This is a genomic window from Alkalihalophilus lindianensis (genome assembly GCF_032843265.1).
Classification (GTDB): domain Bacteria; phylum Bacillota; class Bacilli; order Bacillales; family Bacillaceae_D; genus Alkalihalophilus; species Alkalihalophilus lindianensis.
In genome coordinates, this window is the sequence record NZ_JAWJBA010000007.1 from 138,051 (window position 1) to 161,490 (window position 23,440).

The 23,440-nt window shown below is 40.1% G+C and carries 26 protein-coding genes; 18 read left to right on the forward strand and 8 right to left on the reverse strand.

Translation table 11 applies throughout. The features are described from left to right. Nucleotides 1-35 precede the first annotated feature (35 nt). Genes RYX56_RS18085 through RYX56_RS18095 form a run of 3 tightly spaced genes read left to right on the forward strand, consistent with a single transcriptional unit; the run spans nt 36 to nt 2,797 of the window. Nucleotides 36-779, forward strand: coding sequence for an ABC transporter ATP-binding protein (locus tag RYX56_RS18085; protein WP_317123441.1), 744 nt, complete (start codon nt 36-38; stop codon nt 777-779). A gap of 8 nt (nt 780-787) precedes the next feature. Further along, nucleotides 788-1,996: an ABC transporter permease gene (locus RYX56_RS18090; RefSeq protein WP_317123442.1), complete on the forward strand. Its 1,209-nt coding sequence runs from the start codon at nt 788-790 to the stop codon at nt 1,994-1,996. Nucleotides 1,997-2,050: 54 nt separating this feature from the next. Beyond that, nucleotides 2,051-2,797 (forward strand): EcsC family protein, encoded by a 747-nt coding sequence (locus tag RYX56_RS18095; RefSeq protein ID WP_317123443.1) that lies wholly within the window; start codon nt 2,051-2,053, stop codon nt 2,795-2,797. Between the two features lie 15 nt (nt 2,798-2,812). Here RYX56_RS18095 and RYX56_RS18100 read toward each other — a convergent pair whose 3' ends face one another. Then, nucleotides 2,813-3,529: a cytochrome c biogenesis CcdA family protein gene (locus tag RYX56_RS18100; RefSeq protein WP_317123444.1), complete on the reverse strand. Its 717-nt coding sequence runs from the start codon at nt 3,527-3,529 to the stop codon at nt 2,813-2,815. 272 nt (nt 3,530-3,801) lie between these two features. Between RYX56_RS18100 and RYX56_RS18105 the strand changes: the two genes are divergently transcribed. From RYX56_RS18105 to RYX56_RS18130, 6 genes are all read left to right on the forward strand, one after another. After that, nucleotides 3,802-4,185, forward strand: a complete 384-nt coding sequence (locus tag RYX56_RS18105) for a hypothetical protein (protein ID WP_317123445.1) — start codon at nt 3,802-3,804, stop codon at nt 4,183-4,185. A gap of 26 nt (nt 4,186-4,211) precedes the next feature. Next, the gene (locus RYX56_RS18110) at nt 4,212-4,862 is read left to right on the forward strand and encodes a PspA/IM30 family protein (protein WP_317123446.1); all 651 of its coding nucleotides are present in this window, start codon (nt 4,212-4,214) and stop codon (nt 4,860-4,862) included. Nucleotides 4,863-4,985: 123 nt separating this feature from the next. Continuing rightward, nucleotides 4,986-5,855: a DUF4097 family beta strand repeat-containing protein gene (locus tag RYX56_RS18115; RefSeq protein WP_317123447.1), complete on the forward strand. Its 870-nt coding sequence runs from the start codon at nt 4,986-4,988 to the stop codon at nt 5,853-5,855. A 21-nt stretch (nt 5,856-5,876) separates the two neighbouring features. After that, the gene (liaF, locus tag RYX56_RS18120) at nt 5,877-6,698 is read left to right on the forward strand and encodes a cell wall-active antibiotics response protein LiaF (protein ID WP_317123448.1); all 822 of its coding nucleotides are present in this window, start codon (nt 5,877-5,879) and stop codon (nt 6,696-6,698) included. Further along, nucleotides 6,695-7,759: a sensor histidine kinase gene (locus tag RYX56_RS18125; RefSeq protein WP_317123449.1), complete on the forward strand. Its 1,065-nt coding sequence runs from the start codon at nt 6,695-6,697 to the stop codon at nt 7,757-7,759. The genes liaF and RYX56_RS18125 overlap by 4 nt, the downstream gene beginning before the upstream one ends. Further along, nucleotides 7,734-8,366 (forward strand): response regulator, encoded by a 633-nt coding sequence (locus RYX56_RS18130; protein WP_317123450.1) that lies wholly within the window; start codon nt 7,734-7,736, stop codon nt 8,364-8,366. Before RYX56_RS18125 ends, RYX56_RS18130 begins: the two co-directional genes overlap by 26 nt. Nucleotides 8,367-8,454: 88 nt before the next feature. Here the strand turns inward: RYX56_RS18130 and RYX56_RS18135 are convergent, their stop codons facing one another. Beyond that, complete coding sequence (locus tag RYX56_RS18135; protein WP_317123451.1) at nt 8,455-8,862, reverse strand: antibiotic biosynthesis monooxygenase family protein; 408 nt, start codon at nt 8,860-8,862, stop codon at nt 8,455-8,457. Nucleotides 8,863-9,057: 195 nt separating this feature from the next. On the opposite strand from RYX56_RS18135, the gene RYX56_RS18140 reads away from it, so the two are divergent. The 4 genes from RYX56_RS18140 (at nt 9,058) to hemY (ending at nt 14,856) form a co-directional block, all read left to right on the forward strand. After that, nucleotides 9,058-11,205: a transglycosylase domain-containing protein gene (locus RYX56_RS18140; protein ID WP_317123452.1), complete on the forward strand. Its 2,148-nt coding sequence runs from the start codon at nt 9,058-9,060 to the stop codon at nt 11,203-11,205. A gap of 251 nt (nt 11,206-11,456) precedes the next feature. Beyond that, nucleotides 11,457-12,500: a uroporphyrinogen decarboxylase gene (hemE, locus tag RYX56_RS18145; protein ID WP_317123453.1), complete on the forward strand. Its 1,044-nt coding sequence runs from the start codon at nt 11,457-11,459 to the stop codon at nt 12,498-12,500. A 12-nt stretch (nt 12,501-12,512) separates the two neighbouring features. Continuing rightward, nucleotides 12,513-13,445 (forward strand): ferrochelatase, encoded by a 933-nt coding sequence (gene hemH, locus RYX56_RS18150; protein ID WP_317123454.1) that lies wholly within the window; start codon nt 12,513-12,515, stop codon nt 13,443-13,445. A gap of 7 nt (nt 13,446-13,452) precedes the next feature. After that, a complete protein-coding gene (gene hemY / locus RYX56_RS18155; protein WP_317123455.1) occupies nt 13,453-14,856 on the forward strand; it encodes a protoporphyrinogen oxidase in 1,404 nt (467 codons plus the stop codon). A 43-nt stretch (nt 14,857-14,899) separates the two neighbouring features. Here the strand turns inward: hemY and RYX56_RS18160 are convergent, their stop codons facing one another. The 5 genes from RYX56_RS18160 to RYX56_RS18180 form a co-directional block, all read right to left on the reverse strand. After that, a complete protein-coding gene (locus RYX56_RS18160; RefSeq protein WP_317123456.1) occupies nt 14,900-15,040 on the reverse strand; it encodes a YrzI family small protein in 141 nt (46 codons plus the stop codon). 133 nt (nt 15,041-15,173) lie between these two features. Further along, nucleotides 15,174-15,308, reverse strand: a complete 135-nt coding sequence (locus RYX56_RS18165) for a YrzI family small protein (protein WP_317123457.1) — start codon at nt 15,306-15,308, stop codon at nt 15,174-15,176. Between the two features lie 603 nt (nt 15,309-15,911). Next, entirely contained in the window at nt 15,912-16,922 is a 1,011-nt protein-coding gene (locus RYX56_RS18170; protein ID WP_317123458.1) for an aliphatic sulfonate ABC transporter substrate-binding protein, read from the reverse strand. A 26-nt stretch (nt 16,923-16,948) separates the two neighbouring features. Then, complete coding sequence (locus RYX56_RS18175) at nt 16,949-17,704, reverse strand: ABC transporter permease (RefSeq protein ID WP_317123459.1); 756 nt, start codon at nt 17,702-17,704, stop codon at nt 16,949-16,951. Further along, nucleotides 17,637-18,482: an ABC transporter ATP-binding protein gene (locus tag RYX56_RS18180; protein WP_317123460.1), complete on the reverse strand. Its 846-nt coding sequence runs from the start codon at nt 18,480-18,482 to the stop codon at nt 17,637-17,639. The genes RYX56_RS18175 and RYX56_RS18180 overlap by 68 nt, the downstream gene beginning before the upstream one ends. A gap of 272 nt (nt 18,483-18,754) precedes the next feature. Here RYX56_RS18180 and RYX56_RS18185 point away from each other — a divergent pair, with 272 nt between their 5' ends. The 4 genes from RYX56_RS18185 (at nt 18,755) to pheA (ending at nt 22,080) form a co-directional block, all read left to right on the forward strand. Continuing rightward, entirely contained in the window at nt 18,755-19,303 is a 549-nt protein-coding gene (locus RYX56_RS18185) for a Spo0B C-terminal domain-containing protein (protein ID WP_317123461.1), read from the forward strand. Between the two features lie 11 nt (nt 19,304-19,314). Continuing rightward, the gene (obgE, locus tag RYX56_RS18190) at nt 19,315-20,598 is read left to right on the forward strand and encodes a GTPase ObgE (protein WP_317123462.1); all 1,284 of its coding nucleotides are present in this window, start codon (nt 19,315-19,317) and stop codon (nt 20,596-20,598) included. A 141-nt stretch (nt 20,599-20,739) separates the two neighbouring features. Then, nucleotides 20,740-21,183, forward strand: coding sequence for a transcriptional regulator ThrR (thrR, locus tag RYX56_RS18195; protein ID WP_317123471.1), 444 nt, complete (start codon nt 20,740-20,742; stop codon nt 21,181-21,183). A gap of 15 nt (nt 21,184-21,198) precedes the next feature. Continuing rightward, nucleotides 21,199-22,080: a prephenate dehydratase gene (gene pheA, locus RYX56_RS18200; protein ID WP_317123463.1), complete on the forward strand. Its 882-nt coding sequence runs from the start codon at nt 21,199-21,201 to the stop codon at nt 22,078-22,080. Between the two features lie 14 nt (nt 22,081-22,094). Here the strand turns inward: pheA and RYX56_RS18205 are convergent, their stop codons facing one another. Further along, complete coding sequence (locus RYX56_RS18205; protein WP_317123464.1) at nt 22,095-22,628, reverse strand: transcription repressor NadR; 534 nt, start codon at nt 22,626-22,628, stop codon at nt 22,095-22,097. Between the two features lie 264 nt (nt 22,629-22,892). Here RYX56_RS18205 and safA point away from each other — a divergent pair. Then, nucleotides 22,893-23,440 (forward strand): SafA/ExsA family spore coat assembly protein (safA, locus tag RYX56_RS18210; protein WP_317123465.1); only part of this gene is annotated, 548 nt, incomplete at its 3' end.

Sequence of the window (23,440 nt, forward strand, 5' to 3'; positions counted from 1 at the left end):
TGATAAGATAATGGAGCGAAGGAGGCGACTGAGGAATGAAACAGCGCTTAAAGATCGAGAACCTTACTGGCGGGTACCATCCGAAAAAGCCAGTCTTACATGATGTGAATTTTACGGTTAATGAAGAGGAGATTGTTGGCTTAATCGGGCTTAATGGAGCTGGTAAAAGTACAACGATTAAACATATTTTAGGCCTACTAGAACCACATGGCGGAAAGGTGACGATTGAAGGGAAAACCTTTCAAGAAGATGCCAATGAGTATCGTCGTGCCTATGCATACATACCTGAAACACCGGTTCTATATGATGAATTAACGCTATGGGAGCATCTTGAATTAACTGCACTTGCTTATGGAATAGAGGAAGGCGTATTTAAGGAACGTGCAGAGTCACTACTTAAAGAATTTAAGATGACGAGGATGAAAAAATGGTTTCCTAGTCACTTCTCAAAAGGAATGCGTCAAAAAGTAATGATTATGAGTGCTTTTTTAGTGGAACCACCCGTTTATATAGTTGATGAGCCTATTGTAGGACTTGATCCTCTTGGTATTCAATCATTTTTAAATTTTATTGCTGATATGAGAAAACGTGGAGCGGCCGTGTTAATGTCGACGCATATCTTAGCGACGGCAGAACGTTATTGTGATCGGTTTGTGATTTTGCATTATGGCAAGGTCGTTTTAACAGGGACACTCGAAGAAATGCGCCAACAGCTAAAGATGCCTCATGCAACACTTGATGATATCTACATCGAGATGACGAAGGAAGAAATCGTATGAGGGATGGGATGACGTTATGGAAAGAGAGGGTAGGTGCTTATTGGAACGAAGCAATCAGGTACTTACGCTTAATCGGAAATAGTGGGTTTTTATTTACAGTCTATTTTTTAATTTTGATTGGGAGCTTCTATTATAGTCAGCTTCTTCAAGAGTTGCCGGAGTCATTTCCTTCTTTATGGCTGTTTACCATCGTCTTTGCTCTTGTTTTAACAAGGGGACGAATACGAACCTTTGTAAAACAGGCGGATGTTGTCTTTTTATTACCTTATGAAACGAAGCTTGATCGTTATTTTAGATCGTCACAAATTTATTCCTTTATCTTGCAAGCCTTTACGATGACCGTTCTCTTTATTGTATTAGCGCCACTTTTTGCTTTGCGCTTAACGGATGCGGCAGGGAGCTTTTGGTTCGTGCTTGGCTTATTATTAGTTGTGAAAGCATGGAATGTAGGGAGTACATGGCAGGAGCAACGTTTTCAAAGTGATCAAGAAAGAATGTCCCATTTCGTTTTACGTTTCTTAGTAAACGGGGCGTTTGCATATCTTCTATTCTCTGGTGCTGACTTTATTTACCTTGCAGCCGTCCTTTTAATCATGGGGTTGCTCTATGTATTATATTATCAAAAGGTTGTGAAGAAGTTATCGATTAAGTGGGACCACTTAATCAATGTGGAACAACGCATGTTAATGTTCTTTTACCGGATTGCGAATGCTTTTACGGATGTCCCTCAGTTAAAAGAACAAGTAAGAAGTCGCTCATATTTAAATGGCCTTTTGCCATTCTTATCTGCAAATAAAAAGAGTGTGTATCATTATTTGTTTGCGCGCACGTTTATTCGTGCAAATGATTATTTAGGTGTCTATTTTAGATTAGTCCTTGTTGCAAGCTTTTTACTCGCTATATTACCAAATGGTTGGATGGAGATTGTAGTTCTCCTATTGTTCATGCATATGGTCATGATGCAGCTATCGACTTTATGGTTTCATTACGATACAAATATGTGGGTTGATTTGTATCCGATTGAAGAAGAAGGGCGAAATCACGCTTTAACTACGATTAGCTTTAGATTGTTACTTGTGATGACGGGCGTTTTAACTGGAGTATTACTTGTCACTTCAACCTATTTGATTACCGTTATTGGACTCGTCATAGGTCTTGGATTTAGTTATGTAGGGAGTACGAAGTGGATTCATCGTCGCAAAAAACAGGCATGGTAAGTCGTTTTTTCTCATTTACTAAAAGGGAGATCTACTAGTAAAAGGAGTGTATCGATGTACAAAGAAACTGCCAAGGAAGAAGTTGCTAGATGGAGACGGAAATTGCTTAAACGCCCTTCAATGGCTGGACGTTACACAAAAAAGTGGCAAATGAAAATGAATAATATGATTCCAGAGCGCGTTCATTCGGTCGTGACTAATAGTATTAAAAACATGGTTCATGTCACATTAACAGGATCAGAGCATACAGCCAATAAAGAACCCCTTTATGATGTGAGCTTAGAGGAAAGAGAAGAAAAGGTCAGAGAGTTAATTAAGACATATAAACGAACAGCGGCTGCTGAGGGAGCAGGTACAGGTGCTGGAGGTATTTTTCTTGGCCTAGCAGATTTTCCATTGCTCCTTGGAATCAAAATGAAATTCTTATTTGATGTGGCTTCGACTTATGGGTATGACGTCAGAGATTATCGAGAGCGACTCTTTGTGTTACTCCTATTCCAACTCGCATTCTCAAGCGGCGATAAGAGGGTGGAATTACTCAATCGTATTGACCAATGGGAAGATGAGTATAATCAACTTCCAAGTAAGCGAGAGTATATGGAAAAAGTAGATTGGAAGGATTTTCAGTTGACGTACCGAGATTATATTGATTTACCAAAAATGCTTCAGATGATCCCTGGATTTGGAGCGATCGTCGGAGCAGCAGCTAATTATCATTTTCTTGATCTTTTAGGGGAAACAGCGATGAATGGTTTTAGAATAAGAATGTTTGAACAAGAAAAAAACGGAGCTGATCACTAGATCGCTCCGTTTTTATTAGAAATTAAATGGTACAAATCGAGCTAAGTAGGCCGAAATGACACTGAATTGGCCAGTGAATAATAACACACCTAGAGCAACCATAATTCCACCGCTGATCTTTTGAATCGTAGGCAGCCACTTATTCAGACGACGCATTTTATCAAGCGACCTTGACCACAGAAGCGCCACTGCTACAAATGGGATTCCTAAGCCAATGGAGTAGATAAGGAGCATGAGCATCCCCGTCCACATCGTATCTGTTTGACTCGCTAGAATTAAAATCGATGAGAGCACAAGACCGATACATGGGGACCATCCTGTACCGAATAAGAACCCGAGTAGAACAGAGTTTGCGAAGCTCTTTGTTTTACGTGGTTTTGTAGATAGCTTCTTTTCACTAATCAACATACGAATAGAAATTACACCCATCATTTGTAAACCAAAGACCGCAATGATAATACCACCGATTTGCTCGAGTAACTGTCTGTTTGACCAGAACAATTGCCCAACAAAGGTAGAAGATGCACCGAGTAATAAAAAGATGCTGGTAAATCCAATCACAAATCCAATACTTCTAGATAAGATTAAGCGACGATCTGCTACGACCGCATTACCTTCAACTTGAGATCCAGTTAGCTGTGCAAGATAGGCTGGAACCAAAGGGAAAATACAAGGAGATAAAAAAGAAATAACCCCCGCTAAAAATGCAAGCCAAATTGTCACCTCAGACACATATGTCACCTCCATAACGTTACTACTAGTCCATGCAAGAGCAAGTAAAACTATTCTATCATTTCATTCTTTCTTATAGAAATCATTTTTGAACTGTTGGTTCAAAGTATATACCAAATAAAATTAGTTTTTCACCCATTTGGCATTTGTTCACTGAAGTGACAAAGGTCCGAGAGAAAGATCGGTCTTGAGGCGGAGTGAAAACCATACTGTGGCAAGGGGGCAGAATGTCCGTCTTTTCTTACAATAGAAGTAATAACAGGTAAGGAGGGATGATCGTGAAACGAACAATTAAAGCACTGGGAGGAATTTTACTCCTTTTTATTGGATTAAGTATGCTTCTTAGCATGATCGGGATTCATCTAGGAGGGGTAATTGGCTTAGTACTTGGTGCATGGCTAATGTATCTAGGGTATTCAAAATGGCAGGAAGTCGGCTGGTCTTTATCAAGCATTGTACTGCTCGCCTTAGGGGCAGTCCTCTTATTTGGGGGCATGGGAGGAGTTGTGAGCTTGGCCATTGGGATCTTACTCGTCTACGGAGGGTATCAATTGCTAATGCCAGCGAACGGCGGTGATGAAGAGGATTTTGCAGAGGAGTCAAGCTCACCCTATGGATCGCTTGATGAAGAATTTAACCGTTTAATGAACAAATAAACAAATGACCTTAAGGAGGAATACACATGTCAGCATTAAAAAGAATGGAACGTTTTATAAAAGCATCAATTCACGAGGGACTAGATCGTATTGAAAATCCTGAAATGATGATTAAGCAACATCTTCGTGATGTGAAAGCTTCGATTAAAAAGGCAGAGCAAAACATTCAAAAGCAGAGGTATGTGCGAGAAACACTAGATCGAGACAAACAAATGACGGAGCGTTTAATTACAAGAAGAGAGCAGCAAGCTGTTGAGGCTTTAAAAGCCGCAGAAGACTTACTTGCTAAAAAGGTTCTTGTCGACAAAAAACATCTTGAACAACAACTCATCCGTTATGATCAATTAACAGAGAAAAGTACAGAAGTAAAACATCACTATGAAGTAGAGCTTGAGAAGCTAAAGGATCAGCATAAACAACTACGTGAGAAAAAGATCGAATTATCGCTGCGTTTACAAGGTACAAAAACGAGTGAGCATATGAAGGCGTTGAAGCCTAGGTCCTATACGTTAGATCTTGAAGAAGAGTTTGAACATTTAGATGATCAAGTGATGAGGTCAGAGGAAAAAGCCTATAAGTATTCTAGTCAAACAAGCAAAAACCTCCACGAGGAACATGAAATTGAAGTAGAAGCAGAACTGCGTCTTTTAAAAGAAAAGCTAGATAAACAATCTTAAGCATAAGCATAAAGCAAGGGGGAGCCCTTGCTTTCTTTCAAATGAAATCGATTTTTTATTGGCTGAAGGAAAAAATTTCTATATACTTTATGGGTGTATAAGGGGACGTAGGGGGAGGTTTGTATGAAAAAACTAGCTGGAGTCACTTTAATGGTCGTTGGTCTAATTATCTTTCTTTCTACTCTTGGTTCGTGTTTTTCCACTTCTAGTAGTGGAGAAAAGCTAGAAGAGGTAAGAATCGATCTTCAAGAAACTCATCACTTACTTTTAGAGAGTACGAGTATTGATATTCGAATTGAGAAGGCCGAGGGCAATGAATTAATCGTTGAAGTAGAAGAAAAACAAAGAAATCAGGACCTGATTTTTGATGAACGAGGGGACCGCATAACCGTGAAAATGGTAGAAGGAAATCGCTTTTCGATTCCTTTTTTTAAACCTAGACCAGAAACAGAAATGATTGTGTTTATTCCAGAGCAACATCTTGATGAACTTGAGATCAAAACAGTGTCAGGGGATGTTTCTAGTCATACTCGATTATTAGTGGGGGATCTTCATTTCCGGACCACATCTGGAGACATTGAAGCCACAGAGATAAATGCTAGTCAAGCTATTCTCAGCTCGACTTCAGGAAATGTGGTAGTAGACTCCTTTATGGGAGGGCAGGCGGCAGCTAAAACAGTCTCAGGGGATATAGAAATTGGAGGAATAGATGGAGACATAGATCTCGATACCGTTTCCGGAGATATTTTGGTAACATATACAGATAGTAATCAAGACGCCCATCTCAAAACCGTTTCTGGTGATATTGAGGTGCTAGTACAAGATCTAAATGCAACACTTGATTTAAAAACAACTTCAGGTGATATTGAAATAGATGAAATGCTAACAGAGCAACGGTTTCAATCAAGAAGAGTGACTGGAACGGCAGGGAATGGAGATTATATGATCTCTTCCGTTACGACCTCAGGAGATATGAGCATTTTAAAAAAGTAGCTAAAGAAAGGAGGAGAGAAGATGAGCAAGCATAAATTAATAGGAATCATCATTGTCATTATCGGAATATGGATGCTATTGAATGTGCTTAGATTTGCAACCGGGGGACTTGTTGCACCACTCATCTTCTTCTTTCTTGGCTATTATTTTTATCAAAATAAGCGGAAAGTGATTGCAGCAGTATTCTTCATTATTAGTGGAAGTATTTTATTGGATCAGCTTTTCCAAGTGAACTTTGTAGGCTTATTACTTGCTATTCTATGTTTTTATTATGGTTGGAAATTAGTTAGAGGGTCAAAAAAATCAAAAAAACGCTCAATAAAAGAGCGAGAGAAAAGACTAGCAGCGTTAAAAGGTGAAGAGAAGCTGAGATACGCTACAGCAAAAGAGGAGAAAGACATAGAGGAACCGATCAACACTACTGTATCCCTAGTAGATGTCTCTTCTCATGCCGAAGATGATATCGGTTATGAACCGATTATCAGAAAGAACTTCCTTGGCGATATTCATTACATGGATAAGCAATTTGAGCTTCGCGATGTCACGATTTGGTCAGGCCTTGGTACTGTGAAAATGGATTTATCAAAAGCGATCATTCCAGAAGGAGAGAGCATTATTATCATTCAAGGAGTGATTGGCGAGATTAATGTGTATGTTCCAGATGACTTAGCTGTGGCTGTGCAAGCCAGTTCACTTGCAGGTGAAATGACGATTTTTCATGAGAAGCATAGCGGAATCAATCAGCAAATCAATCATGCCCCGGCGTCTTACAAGCAATCGAAAAGAAGAGTCAAGCTTGTACTGTCGATGGTACTTGGTGAAGTGACGGTGAGGAAGATATGAAAAAAAGACTTGCTCGTTTGCTGTGGCAGTTTATCCGTCACAACGTCTTTATTGCAGCCTTGATGGCCATCTTTGTTGCTTTTATCCTCACCTACCATGATCCACGTGGCTTGCTGTTATTATTCGATCTTCACTTTATAGAAATCCCACTTTTTATTTGGTTGATTGCGACATTCGTACTTGTAGGAGTAACATCAGGTGCGATTCAAGCACTCCCGTTGAAAAAAAGGATTGATACTCTCGTACACGGGGCTGCACGTTTTGAGCGTGGAACATTCTCACATCGCTTAACAGTTGAAGGGGAAGACGAGTTAACCGAACTTGCGGAAAGAATGAACCGAATGGCTGCTCAAATAGAAGAACAAATTGCTTCTTTGCAACGTCTATCAACAGAGAGGGCAGCGATGCAAGAAACAGTTAAGAAGGCAGCCGTTACAGAAGAGCGCCAACGCTTAGCGAGAGAGTTGCATGATGCGGTTAGTCAGCAATTATTTGCCATTTCCATGATGACGGCAGCTCTTAGACTTAGTGAAACCAAGCAAGAGGATCAGCTGGAGATGGTTGAAAAAATGGCTAATACAGCGCAAGCCGAAATGAGAGCATTGCTCTTACATCTCAGACCAGCTCATTTAGAAGGGAAAAGTCTGGAAGAGGGAGCTGGCCAACTGTTTTTAGAGCTTGAAGAGAAGCACCATGTTGGTGTAATATTCTCCATGGATATTGATACCGAGCTTCCCAAAGGGATTGAAGATCAAATTTACCGCTTGATTCAAGAGGCGATCTCAAATATTTTGAGACATTCCGAGGCAACGGAAGTCGAGTTTCAATTTAGAGAACTTGATCAAGAGATGAACATGAAAATTTTAGATAACGGCGTAGGTTTTGATGTTGAAAAAGTTACTGCTGACTCTTATGGATTGCAGACGATGAAAGAGCGCATGAATGATATTGGTGGCGTATTAAATGTATTATCGGTACCAAATCAAGGAACGCAATTAGAAGCGAAAATCCCGATTGCTTGGAGGAGAAACCAAGATGATAAAAGTGTTACTAGTGGATGATCATGAGATGGTACGTATGGGGATGCATGCTTTTCTTTCCACACAACAGGACTTAGAAGTAGTTGGACAAGCGAGTAATGGTGTTGAAGGAGTAAAGATGGCACTTGAGCTCTCACCTGATGTGATCGTAATGGATTTAGTGATGGAAAAAATGGATGGGATTGAAGCAACGAGAGCAATCATGCAGGAGAACCCGGAAAGTCGCGTTATTGTTTTAACTAGCTTTATTGATGATGAGAAGGTCTATCCCGTAATCGAAGCAGGGGCTTTTAGTTATTTACTCAAAACATCATCTGCAAGTGAAATTGCACAAGCGATCCGTTCAGCGGCAAACGGGGAGTCCGTCCTTGCAGCAAAAGTAACGAATAAAATGATGAAGCACATGAGAACCTCTAAGGAAAAGGCATTACATGAAGACTTAACACCACGAGAATTGGAAGTCTTAAAATTAATTGGGGTTGGGAAGACGAACCAAGAAATTGCGGAGAATTTGTTTATTGGCATAAAAACAGTCAAAACACATGTCAGCAATATTCTTCAAAAGCTAGCTCTTGAAGATCGTACACAAATTGCCATCTATGCACACCGACACCGCCTCGTTACATAAAGAAACCGACACGATTGATAATCGCGTCGGTTTCTTTAGTTAATGGTATAGGTTGTCACAAAAGATGGTCGAGGAAAAATCGAAGTGTTTAGACCTTCTTTTGTTCCACGCTTCTGTGGGCGTGCTTGTATGCATTAGATTCCTGCCATTTAGTGAAAGACTCATGGTTATCCCAAATGGTCATCACAATATAGGTATCTGTTGATTCAGGCCTCAAAATTCTAATTGCCTTAAAGCCAGGTTCCCCTTCTACTAAACCTGCGCGGTTATTAAACCGTTCTTCAAATGCAGCTCTCCCAGTTTCAGTAACAGGAATATTATTTATTACGACAAAGCTTTGAGATGGAAGCTGACCTTTCGTGCTTAGGAATGTATACATATCGCCTTCTTGCGATTCTGTTGGACGTTCCACATAATACAGTGGCGCTTCTTCATGTGCAAGGTGGACGTAGTCGGCGGTGTCAGTTGGTTGTTTTCGGCAAAGAAAGGCATCCATCAAATGATCTCCTCCAGTCATAAAATGAAACATAATGTCGACCTATTCGTAGAAAGTATATCGTACGAACTCGATTATTGGCAAAAATGACGATTAGGCTTAAAATAAAATCAGTGCCTGAATGAGTAAAATTGACTTTGTTTGGGGAGTTTCTATTTTTTTCTTGGGATATACTAGTAAAAAAGGAGGGATGAAATGCTTCTAAAACGTTTATCTATAGGCATTATTATCGTCCTCTCGACCGTGTTGATTGGGCTAGTTGGGTATCTCTTTATCCTGCTGGCTGGGAATTTTGCCATTGACAATGAGAAGCTTGTGATGAACACCACAACTTCCTTGGTTGATGAAAATGGTGAATTATTAACGAAATTATATATAGAAAATCGTGAGCTTGTCTCCATAGATGATATACCAGACCATGTCGAAGAGGCTTTCGTCGCTATTGAAGATGCGAGGTTCTATGAGCACCAAGGTGTAGATTTTCGTGCGATTGGTAGAGCCATTTATCGTGATATTTTAGCAGGGGCGAAAGTTGAGGGCGGTAGTACCATTACGCAACAATTAGCCAAAAACGTCTTTTTATCAAATGAGAAAACATGGCTTAGAAAAACAAAAGAAGTCATGATTGCGATGAATCTTGAGCGCAAATATAGCAAAGAGGAATTGCTTGAAATGTATTTAAACCGAATTTATTTTGGTCATGGGGCTTATGGTGTTCAAGCAGCTTCTAAATTATATTTTAATAAACCAGTAAATGAATTATCGGTTGATGAAGGGGCCCTCTTGGCAGGACTACCTAAAGCACCTAATAGTTATTCACCCATTTCAAATCCTGATCGTAGTAAACAAAGACGTGATGTGGTATTGACGGTGATGGAGCGCAGAGGATATATTTCTGCTGAAGAAGCTGTTAGATACAAAGGGCGCACGATTGCTGTTGATCATAATAAAATTACAGAAAATGACGCTTATCTTACCTATATTGATATGGTGTTAGATGAAGCAGCAGAAACTTATCAATTGACCAATGAAGAAGTTCTATCAGGAGGTTATAGAATTGTTGTTCCTATGAGTCAAACCTTGCAGCAATCTACCTATGACCGAATTCGAAATGATGACTATTTTCCAGATGGCAACGAAGAAGCTGAAGCTGCGGCAGTCTTTATGGATGTAAAAACAGGAGGCATTTTAGCTGTTCAAGGTGGTCGAGAATACGTCAGACGTGGGTTGAATCGAGTCGAATCTAAGAGACAACCAGGTTCAGCGTTTAAGCCACTTGCTGTGTTTGCACCGGCTCTTGAAGAGGGGCAGTATGGTCCTTATTCTATGCTGCGAGATGAAGCACTCACATATGGCGGGGATTACACCCCAAGAAATAGTAACGGTGAGTATAGTGGGCAAGTGACGATGTATGATGCAATCACTCATTCGACGAATGCGCCAGCTGTTTGGTTGTTAAATGAGCTGGGGGTAAAAAAGTCCACCAGCTTTCTAGAGCAACTTGGTATGAAGGTTCCTGATAAAGGTCTTTCGATTGCCCTTGGTGGCTTAGAAGAAGGGGTAACCCCGTTTGAGATGATGAAGGCATACAGAGCATTTGCAAACCAAGGGAAAATGATTGAACCTCATTTTATCTCCGCTATTTATGACCGCAATGGGGAATTAATTGGACGAGCGAATGAGGAGGAAACAGAAGTTGTTTCCGAGCAAACAGCTTGGTATATGACAAGAATGTTAGAGTCGGTTGTGAAAGAAGGAACAGCAAAAAGTGGGACAGTGGATACCCCTCTAGCAGGAAAGACTGGAACGACATCTTTTCCTGGAGTGGAGGGTGGAACGATGGATGCGTGGTTTGTTGGATATACACCATCAGTTGTTGGATCTGTATGGATGGGGTATGATTTAACGACCACTGATAACTACCTTTTAGGAGGAAGCTCTTACCCAACTGTCATGATGAAGGATATTTTGAATGATTTAGAGCCAACACTAAAAAACGTGGCATTTGAGAAGCCAGAAGTTGTAGATGAATTACTTCCACCAGTTCGATTAGCAACTGTAAATGATTTATCTGCTAAACTCCAAATGGGTGGTAGAGGGTTGATGAGTGTGGAGCTTGATTGGACAGGTTCTAAAGATGAGAGAGTCTATTATCATGTTTATGAGGTTCATAAAGGGGAGCGAGAACGACTAGCAACGGTTGTTGGTGATAGTAACTATGTCGTTAGCCGCTTTAATCCATTCTCTTCGAAAACGTATGAGGTAGCTCCAGTTGATTCATTAACGAATCAAGAGGGTGATCCATCAAACCGTGCTGAAGCAGAATTTAGCCTAGGTTTTTAAGCTTAATGAAAAAGAATGATTGCTTACTGTGGCAATCATTCTTTTTTGTTCTTACTTAGAAAGGGAAAATGGTAATATAGAGAGGCATTTGGCACGGATAAGACAAAAACATTCATCGATTTTATGACAGTTTTAAAGGATGGCTATACAGTGCGTGGGATGGTCATTATAGTAAAGAAGTATAAAACATGATTTTTTGTTCGGATTCGATTAAACTAGTACATATTGAACTGGAAGAAAGGTGTGGCATAATGAATCAACCAACATTTAACGATACGTTTTTAAAAGCCTGTAGAGGAGAGGCGCATGATCATGTACCTGTGTGGTATATGAGACAAGCAGGGCGCTCACAACCTGAATACCGTGAAATTAAAAAGAAATACTCGCTATTTGAAATTACGCACCAACCTGAGTTATGTGCATACGTCACTAAGCTTCCTGTTGATCAATACAATAACGATGCAGCTATTTTGTACAAAGACATTATGACTCCGCTTCCAGCAATTGGTGTGGATGTTGAGATTAAATCTGGAATTGGTCCGGTGATTGATAATCCAATCCGTTCAAAAGCGGATGTAGAAAAGCTAGGTATGATTACTCCGGAAGAGGACGTTCCATATGTGCTTGATACGATTAAACTTCTTCGTGAGCAATTAACGGTTCCACTTATTAGTTTTGGTGGTGCACCATTTACACTTGCGAGTTATATGATTGAGGGCGGACCTTCAAAAAACTATAATAAGACAAAAGCATTTATGTACGCTGAGCCTGAAGCTTGGCATATGCTAATGGACAAGCTTGGTGATGTGACGATCACTTATGTAAAATCACAAATTGCAGCAGGTGCACAAGCGATTCAAATTTTTGATTCGTGGGTTGGTGCCTTAACGGTTGCTGATTACCGTATGTTTGTAAAACCTGTTATGCAACGTATTTTTACTGAGTTAAAGAAAGAGAATGTACCTCTTATTATGTTCGGTGTGGGGGCAAGCCACTTAGCGAACGAGTGGAATGACTTACCTCTTGATGTCGTTGGCTTAGACTGGCGTTTATCGGTTAACGAAGCTAGAGAGCGTGGTATTCAAAAGACAGTACAAGGAAACTTAGACCCTGCAATCTTGCTTGCTCCTTGGAATGTGATTGAAGAGCGTGCAAAAGCGATTCTTGATCAAGGGATGCAATCTGATAACTTTATCTTCAATTTAGGTCACGGTGTCTTCCCAGAAGTAAATCCTGATACGTTGAAGCGTTTAACGGAATTTGTACACGAATATTCAAAAAAACATTCATCTTAAGGAGTGAGACGAGTGGCTAAAAAAAAATACGGATTACTTGTCATGGCATATGGAACGCCTAGAAGCAAAGAGGAAATTGAACCTTATTACACGCATATCCGTCGTGGCAGAAAGCCCTCAGAGGAAGCGCTAGCTGACTTAACAGAACGGTATGAAGCAATCGGCGGTATTAGTCCACTTGCGAAAATTACAGAAGATCAAGCATTTGGATTGGAAAGATACTTAAACGAACAATATGAAGATCGTGAATTTAAAGCGTACCTTGGCTTAAAGCATATTGTTCCGTTTGTGGAAGACGCTGTTCAACAAATGAAAGAAGATGGCATTGAAGAAGCGGTTAGCATCGTCCTGGCCCCACACTTCTCAACGTTCAGTGTAAAGTCTTACAATGGTCGAGCTCATGAGGAGTCAGAGAAAATTGGTGGCCCAGTCATTCATAGTGTAGATAGCTGGTACGATGAGCCGAAATTTATTGACTATTGGGCTAAGCAAGTAAAACAAACGATGGAGAAGATTGAGGATAAAGAGAAAGCCTGTGTGATCTTCTCAGCTCATAGCTTGCCAGAGCGTATTATTGCAATGGGCGATCCATATCCAGATCAATTACGTGAAACGGCTGACCTTATTGCAAAAGAAGCTGGGATTACAAATTATACAATTGGTTGGCAAAGTGAAGGAAACACACCAGACCCGTGGATCGGACCGGATGTTCAAGATCTAACTCGTGACCTTTACAATGAGCATGGTTATACCTCGATGGTGTATTGTCCGGTTGGATTTGTTGCTGATCATCTCGAAGTTCTTTTTGATAACGATGTTGAGTGTAAGGTGGTTACGGACGAATTAGGTATTGATTATTACCGACCTGAAATGCCTAATTCAAAAGAAGAATTCCTTGATTGCCTAGCAACTGTGGTCTCTAAAAAGTTAAAAGAGAAAGAGTGAGCGTCTTATGCAGAATAAGAAGCGTGTAGCGATTATCGGAGGCGGAATGACTGGACTTGCTGCAGCCTATAAGCTAGAGCAAGCGAAAGTTCATCAAGATATCACCTATGACTTATTTGAGCAAAGCGACCGTCTAGGTGGAAAGATTGAAACGATTGTTCGTGATGGCTTTGTGATTGAGCGAGGACCTGATTCATTTTTAGCTAGGAAACAAAGCATGTCAAGACTGGCTAAAGAAGTCGGATTAGAAGACGAGCTTTTATCGAATGATACAGGACAAGCTTATATTTTAAAAGAAGACACTCTTTATCCGATGCCAAGTGGCGCTGTAATGGGTATTCCTACAGAACTTAAGCCATTTGCTACAACCAATTTATTTTCACCTCTAGGGAAATTACGAGCACTTGGTGACTTCTTTATCCCGCCTGTTGTCGGTCGTGATGAAGACATTTCACTTGGACATTTTTTCAGAAAACGTCTAGGTAATGAAGTAGTCGATGATTTAATTGAACCATTATTGTCGGGTATCTATGCGGGAAATCTTGATAAGCTCAGTTTAAAAGCGACTTTTCCTCAGTTTCAACAGCTTGAAGCAAAGCACGGTAGTCTAATTAAAGGGCTGCAAGCAACGCGCGGGTCACAAACTCAAGCAAAAGATGCAAATGGAAAGAAGAAAGGGATGTTTTTAACATTCCGTCGCGGTCTACAATCTTTTGTTGAAGCGATTGAAGCAAAACTTGATACAGGTTCAATTCATAAGGGTGTGTCGATTACATCTATTCAAAAAGTAGCCGATGCCTATCGGGTGACGTTTGATACGGGGAAGGTTGAGACCTACAATCAAGTGATTATTACCACACCTCCTCATATTACTGCAGGCTTGTTAAGATCATATGATTTCTTTAGCTACTTTAAAGAAATGCAAGCAAGCACCGTCGCAACGGTTGCTCTTGGATTTGAACAGTCGGCAGTTTCTAATCCGTATGAAGGTACAGGGTTTGTTGTTTCTAAAAAGAGTTCATTTGATATTACAGCCTGTACATGGACGCATAAAAAATGGCGTCACTCGACTCCTAGTGGTCATGCATTGTTACGGAGTTATGTAGGACGTGCTGGAGATTCTGCTATTGTCTATCAAAGCGATGAAGAAATAGTGGCTGCTGTTATGAAAGACTTGAAAACGATTATGGACATCTCTGGTGAGCCATTATTTTATGAAGTGACTCGTTGGAAGAAATCTATGCCTCAATACGAGGTCGGCCATACATTTAAGATTGCTAAGATGAGAGAAGATGTTGCGCGCCACTTACCAGGCATTCATATTGCAGGTGCAGGGTTAGATGGTGTGGGGCTGCCAGATTGTATCGATCAAGGTGAGAGAGCAGCTGAGCGCATTTTACATTCGATCTAATAAAAAGACGAGGAGCCAAGCTCCTCGTCTTTTCTGTGTAGGATTAGTTCCAATATTGAAAACGAGCTAGACGTTGCTGGATTTGGTCTTCATATTTTTGTTGTTCGACTAAACGTTCAAGATCCTTACCAGAATAATGACGTTTTTTGATTGTAATCGTAAAAAAGATAAATGATAGTGTCATGCCAATTCGCCTCCGAAATAGTAGTTTATACTGACATTCAGGTGAGGCCTTTCACCTGCTCATACCAAGTTAAAAAGATACTGCCATTCATTAAATTAATCATCCTCATTACCTCCTTTTTTTTTTTTTCTAGTTATTGATATAGTTTTTGTACAAGTTGTTCGTATTCTGATTCGTATCTCTGTTGTCTTACCACTTTTTCCAGTTGTTTTCCTTCATACTTGCGGTTTTGGATCGTAACGGTTAAAAATAGGATCGAAAAGGTCATCTTTATCACCTCCCTCAAAGTGTTAGTATATGAATATATAGTTGGCTATGGTGATGATTTTGTTAAAAATTGGATGTTGAAAAGAGCACAAAAAAGCCACAGGTAGTTAGACATCCCCGTGGTTTAATAGACATAATAAAGCCACAGGGTATATACGTCACCTGCGGCTTTTAGACTCAATATGTAGTACACATAATGTTAATTAAGGTTGTGAACTAATCATTTTGAGTGAGACGGCAGGTGTTGAACATGACGTAGAGAATGCAAAACGAATAATAGGTAATCTTGTGATTTGGTTCATCATAGTGTTCAGCCTCCTTTTCACTCAAATTTGTTTACATAGGGAATTATATCCAATATCATTCTATTTGTAAATGATAAATGTGATTTTTTTTTGTCTTTTGTGATAATGGTATTGACATTGTTTGGTTGAGAGTTTTATTGATAAACTAATGCACGAATCGAATAATTAAGAGGTTATGGGAGATATTGCTTAAAAGATAAGGGGGTGTGAGGGTTTTTGCTGAGGGAAAATAGATGAGTGATTTGATACAGTAATATAACAAAATCCCTTCATCGCGAAGATGAAGGGATTTTGTTGTATTATTCAGCTAAAATAGCATCAAGATGTGATGTATCGACAAATCCATCAAGGTCAGGCTCTTTATCCATGAACTTAAGTTCATAAGAAGCGTCTGCCCAAGCTTGTAGAGCTTCAGGGTGGGTTTCAGTCGTCACAACCATACGCTCCCATGCTTGAGATAATACAGTCTCAGGAAGACGGTTTTGAGTTAAGTTGAACAAAGCATCATTAATGGTTTCTAGTGTATCTTCAGTGTTTTCTTGAGTGTATTCAACTGCCGTTTTGTGACCTCGTAAGAAAGCATCAACGGTTTCAGGATTTTCTTCCAAGAATCGTTTTGATGTTACAACGACAACGCTTGGTAGGGTTTCTCCTAAGAAAACTTGATCCCATTCTGTAATAACATTAGCGCCTAGTTCCTCTACTAAATACGTTCCCCAAGGTTCTGGAGCAGCAGCAGCGTCAATTTGACCTTGTTCAAACATAGCAACCATATTAGCTGGTGCAATTCTTGATTGGTGTTCAACTGTACCACCTACACGGTTTGACTCTAAACCAAGCTCTTGGAGCATGATTTCAAGTTGTACGTTGTGGGTGCATCCGTTACCTGGTGTACAGAAAGACTTACCGCCAAAGTCTTCAAGTGTTTCAATTCCTGACCCGTCACGCGCTACAATTAAAGTTGCACCGTTCGCAGCTGCTCCTAAGACGACAATATCTCCACCTGTTAAGAAATAGTTAATAGCAGGGCCGGGGCCAACATAACCGATATCAAGATTACCTGTTTCAAGGGCTTCAATAAAATCATTTCCATTAGGGAAGTGTGTATATTCAGCCTCAACATCTCCTAGCTCATCATCAAAAAATCCTTTTTCTTTCCCGACGATTGCAGCAGCGTGATCTAAATTTGGAAAGTACCCTACATTAATTTCTTCAGCTGGACCTCCGCTTGTTGTAGAGCTGCCTGTGCCACAAGCAGTAAGAGCTGCAATTGTTAAGGCAATGCCGCTAGCTTTTAACCATTTTTTCATCTTGTTTCTCCTCCTGTGTTCCTCTTTTATTTTGAGTAACCCCATCTTTGTAATACTTTTCGTTCAATTGGATTAAAGATTAAATATTCTACAATTAAGCCGATAACAGCAATGATAATCATAATGGCAATAACAAGTTCCATATTGAAGAAATCACGTGCATCAAGTAATGTTCGACCAAGACCACCACGTCCTAAAAGCTCAGCTGCCATTAATGCGCGCCAGCCAAATGCCCACGCAAGTCTGACACCTGTTAGAGCAGAAGGAATGGAAGCGGGAATAAGTACTTTCCAAATGAGCTCTACACCTTTATAACCCATTGTTCTAGCTGCTCGAATGAGTAGCGGCTGAACGTTTTTAATCCCCATGCGCATATTCATGGTCATTGGCCATGTTCCGCCTAAGACAATAACAAATAAGATCGCAAGCGGACCACCTTGAAACATCACAAGAGCTAATGGTAACCAGACGATACTAGGTACAGATTGAAGGGCTACAACAAGTGAGCCAAGCGTTTCATCTGCAAGTTTAGAAGTAGCAAGAATAATACCTAAAAGAGAACCGATGATGACGGCAAGTGCAAAGCCTAAGGAGATTCGACCAAGGCTGGTTGTAAGAGCTGCCGTTAAGATGCCGGTCTCAAAAAATCCTCGATATAACTCCACAAATGAGAGGAGAGGAGATGGGAACATACGAGTTTGGAACAAATCTACTCTATATATGATCTCCCATATTCCGATGAGAGCTATAAAGAAGAGTAGCCTTCTGACTATTATAATCATCACCCATTTCCTCCTTCATTACTTTTTCGATTTCTCCAGCTAGCTGTTCATTGATCTGTTCTTCAAGGAGAGCGAATTCTTTAGAAGATGTTTTTCTAGGGCGAGGAAGATTAACATCAAAGACATTAATTATTCCACCCGGGCGAGTACCCATTAACACAATCCGATCGGATAATAAAATCGATTCGCGGATGTTATGAGTAACAAAAAGAATGGTTTTTCTCGTTTGTTCCCAAATATACTGAACTTCTTTATGAAGCATAGAACGTGTTTGCTCATCAAGTGCACCAAATGGTTCATCCATAAGTAGTACGTCTGGGTCCATTGCAAGGGCACGAGCAATAGCAACTCGTTGTTTCATTCCTCCTGATAACTCATGAGGATAAGAGTCAATAAATTTACTTAAATGGACAAGCTTTAAATAATTAATCGCGCGTTCTTTTGCTTCTTCTTTGCTATATTGTTTCTTTAGACCAAATACTACGTTTTCTAAGACGCTTAACCATGGCATAAGTGCAGCTTCCTGAAAAACGACTCCGCGATCAGCTCCTGGACCTTTTACGGCTTTCTCTCCAACGAATACAGATCCTTTTGAAGCTTGATCTAATCCAGCTACAATATTTAACAATGTAGATTTTCCACATCCGGAAGGTCCGAGTAATGAGACGAATTCACCTGATTTTACTTCTAAGTCTATTTCTTCAAATACCGTGTAAGAGGTATTGTCTTGTTTATTGTCAAACGTTTTACCGACTTGTTTTATTGAGACGCTAGCCATTAGAAGCTCCTTTCTGAAAAAAACATTAATATTTTATAAATCATATCAACTTAGTAGGTTTTAGTTGTTTTTAGTATATGTAGTGTATTACAATGTGTCAATTGTTTTTTCAAGCTGAAAGAAAGTGATTTACTAAGAAAGAAATGTATTGATTTTTAGTTCGATTTCCATCATTCTATAACTTTGTGGTAAACTAGGCGTTGTAATCTACTTGCGATACGTGAACAATTTAATATTAGTTTAATGACTATAGATAGACGAGGAGAGCCAAGATGACAAAACAATGGGATATAATAGATGCACTTCGTCATACTCGTCATGATTGGCTGAATGTTATCCAATTAATAAAGGGGAACTTAGCGTTAGGACGCTATGATCGAATCGAACAGATTATTGATGAGGTCACTGCTCAATCTTTAAATGAAAGCAAACTATCTATGATTAGTGCACCCACTGTTGCTACGTTTTTGCTCACATACAATTGGCAGTGTACTGAAATGAAGATTGATGTAGATGTTATTGGTGATATCAAGCCCCTCTCAGCCCATGAGGACATGCTGCTGTATAGAACCTGCCAGACGCTAATTAATCAAATGGCAGAATCTAGTTCAAGTAGTTCTGAGAACCATCTTCTCGTAACATTTTTATTTACTAATAATGAATATAATAATGAATGTCAAATTACGTTTGACTACCAAGGAACATTACAAATGAAGAAGGAAGAATGGCAACCGATCGTGAAAAAATTGGTGCCTGAAGTGAATGTAATAGAATGGAACGAACATGAATGTGTTCTCCAAACTACGTTCACAATAAATTGAGGTGAAGAAACATGTTTGTGGATAAAGTCAAGGTTTATGTAAAAGGTGGCGACGGTGGTAACGGTATGGTTGCTTATCGTCGTGAGAAGTACGTCCCCGATGGTGGCCCTGCTGGTGGCGATGGTGGACGCGGTGCAAGTGTTGTATTTGAAGTGGAAGAGGGTCTACGTACATTAATGGACTTCCGTTATCAACGACATTTTAAAGCTCCGCGTGGAGAACACGGTCGCTCAAAGAGCCAACATGGTAAAAACTCACCAGATATGGTTGTTAAAGTCCCACCTGGTACAACGGTTATTGATGATCAATCAGGTCAGATTATTGCCGATTTAACAGAGCATGGTCAACGTGCCACGATTGCAAAAGGTGGACGAGGTGGACGTGGAAACACACGCTTTGCTACACCAGTGAACCCAGCACCTGAGATTGCTGAAAATGGTGAGCCAGGTCAAGAACTTGATGTTGTACTTGAGTTAAAGGTTCTTGCAGACGTGGGTCTTGTTGGTTTTCCTAGTGTAGGGAAATCAACGTTATTATCTGTGGTTTCAGCGGCTAAGCCGAAAATTGCTGATTATCACTTCACAACGATTACACCTAATTTAGGTGTAGTAGAAACTGAAGATCATCGTAGCTTTGTTATGGCTGATTTACCAGGATTAATTGAAGGAGCGCATCAAGGTGTTGGATTAGGTCATCAATTCTTACGCCATATCGAGCGAACGCGTGTTATTGTTCATATTATTGATATGTCGGCTCTTGAAGGACGCGACCCGTATGAAGATTATTTGAAAATTAATGAAGAGTTAAAGCAATACAATATGCGATTGTTAGAACGTCCACAATTAGTTGTTGCTAATAAGATGGATATGCCTGATTCTGAGGAAAACTTGAAGGTGTTCAAGGAGAAGCTTGAGGACGATGTACAAGTATTCCCGATCTCAACAATCACAAGACAAGGGTTGCGCGACTTATTGCTTACAATTGCTGATAAGATTGAGCAAACTCCTGAGTTCCCTCTTCATGAGGAAACAGAAGAATCAACACGTGTAGTGTACAAGCACGAGAAAAAAGAAGTGCCATTTGTGATTAGCCGAGACGATAGTGGAACGTTCGTTATTACGGGTGCTGAAATTGAGCGCTTAGCGAAGATGACGGACTTTACGCATGAAGAATCGATTCGCCGCTTCTCAAGAACATTGCGTCATATGGGTGTCGATGATGCCTTACGTGAACGTGGTGCAAAAGATGGGGACTATGTACGTCTACTGAAATTTGAGTTTGAATTTATTGACTAGAAACGCATCAAACAAGAAAAACTGTCTCTTTCAAAGAGACAGTTTTTCTTTATGTGTGGACAAAATGTCAGAAAACGGTTGTCAAAACGATAGAGCCGTTATTATAATAGGGAGAAGATTTGGATGACGGTGGTGGAAAAAATGTCGCGTAAGCAATTTTATTTAGTGCGAGAGGATATGCTAACAGATGCCATGCAAAAGACGCTAAATGCCAAAGCATTATTAGATTCAGGAAAGATAAAAAAAATTAATGAAGCAGTTACGGTCGCAGGGTTAAGTCGTAGCGCATTTTATAAATACAAAGATGGGATTTTCCCATTTAATACGATGGTTAAAGAAAAGATCATTACCCTTTCGATTAATTTAGTGGACCGCTCTGGAACCCTTTCTCAGCTACTATCGAAAGTAGCTAAGACTGGAGCAAACGTTTTAACGATTAATCAAACCATACCGCTTCAAGGGAGAGCTCATATTACATTGTCAATTGACACAGCACCGATGAAATTTGAACTTGATCAATTAATGGAGCAGGTTGAACAAGTAGAATCTGTTGAGAAGGTTGAACTCGTTGGCTCGGGTTTCTGATAAGGAGTGGAAAGTATGAAGGTAAGTTATTTGGGACCAGTGGGGACGTTTACCGAAATGGCTGCAAAAGCGTTATTTCCAAGTAGTGAAAGACTGCCCTTTAAAACGATCCCGGCTTGTATGGAAAGTATTGCCGAAAAGAAAGCAGATGTGGCAGTCGTACCAATTGAGAACACGATTGAAGGGTCGGTTAATTTGACGATTGATTATTTAATCCATAAGCAAAGACTTCCGATTATTGGAACGATTACTATTCCAATTGCTCAGCATTTGCTTATGCACCCAGATCAAGTTGCCAAAGGGTTGAAGCCAACAAAAATTATTTCACATCCTCATGCTATTGCACAATGTCATGATTTCCTAGAGGGTACATATCCTGATGTCGATACAGAATATATGAACTCAACAGGAGAAGCGGCTAAAGTGGTAGCAACTCACCAAGGTGAGACGGTTGCAGCCATTGCAAATGAACTAGCAGCTGAGGAATACGGTCTTCAGATTGTAAACCGTGATATTCATGATTACGACAACAATCATACACGTTTCATCGTGCTTGCAAATCATGAAGCAGAAATTGTCATTCCAACCGCCAATAACGGCTTTAAAACGACTCTAATGGTAACGCTACCTGCTGATTATTCAGGAGCATTGCATCAAGTTTTATCTGCTTTTGCTTGGAGGAAGTTGAACTTATCGAAAATTGAATCGCGCCCGACTAAAACGGGTCTAGGAAATTATTTTTTCTTAATCGATGTCGATCAATTAGCAGACGAAGTGCTTATACCTGGAGTAAAATCTGAACTGGAGGCTCTAGGGTGTGGAGTAGAGATCTTAGGAAGTTATCCATGTCTTACTTATCAAGTTGAATCAAAAAAAATCAGCCCAACATCTTGTTGATGGGGCTGATTTTTTTAGTCTTCTAAAAGATATCCTTTAGTTTTTAATGCTGCTATCGCATCATCTAATTGTTTTGACGTTTCAGCTTCAATCGTATGTAGATGCACGCCATTGGTTAATTCAGATAAAAGACTTGCTTTTGTTTGATTGAGTTGTTCGCTAAATTGTTGCACTTCTTGTCTTGTTGTAAAGTGCAACGAAGCAGTGATTTCTCCATACATCGGATGCTCGACTATCACATTGATGACTGTTACACCAAAATCAACCAAGGTAAATAATTCATCAATCGCATGAGACGGATCATGCTTGCAGGCGATGAGTCTTTGTTCTTTTACTGCTTTTTCAGACTGCATATATAAGTACCCATTTGAGGTCGCGATAATCGGGTGGTTTTTTGCCTTTAAGATCGACATATCTTGTACAATCACTTGGCGGCTAACATTGGTACGATTGGCTAATTCTTTACCTGTTAAGGGTTGTCGGTTTTTCTTTAACCACAACAAAATTTGGTCTCTTCGATTCTCACCGTACATTTTCTTCTCACTCATTATGTCCACTTCTCCTTTTCCTGCGAACATTAGCATTTCATGTATTAACAGTATAACACGCTCTAAACGCGATTAAGAGTTCTTAGGTGACTATGGTTTAGAAATTCCTTTGAACTAGGCATAAACCTAATTTTGGCATCATACATTGTGCTAGAAACCGTTTAGATTCAAGAAAGTATGGCTTAAGCCATTGGACGAATAGTAGTGTCAATAAGCCTACGTCGGCATACGATGTAACGAATGGTTAGAGGAGGGAGAAAGAACGTGAAAATTCATATTGTACAAAAAGGGGATACACTTTGGAAGTTATCAAAAAAATATGGGGTGGATTTTGAGCAGTTGAAAGCGTCTAACACACAGCTTTCTAATCCTGATATGATCATGCCTGGTATGAAAATTAAAATCCCATCAGATAGTGTACCGGTAAAAAATGAAACAATGGTTCAACAGCAGTCGGTAAAGGAAATGCCGATGAATATGGCACCAAAAGAAATGCCTAAGAAAGAAGCGCCTATTGCGCCTGCACCAACACCTCAAGTTCAGATGCAAATGCCCAAAATGGAAATGCCAAAAATGCCACAGCCGAGTGTTCAAAAGGCACCGCAACCACCAGCGCCATCAAAAAGTTATGAAACGAATATGAACATCTTTTTCCATAAGCCACAACCAGCACCACAGCCAAAGGCTCAACAGATTCCACAAGTGAAGAAGCCACCTGTTAAGCCACAGCAAAAACCAGCACCAAAGCCAATGGCGCAAGCACAGCAAAAGCCAGCACCAAAGCCAATGGCGCAAGCACAGCAAAAGCCAGC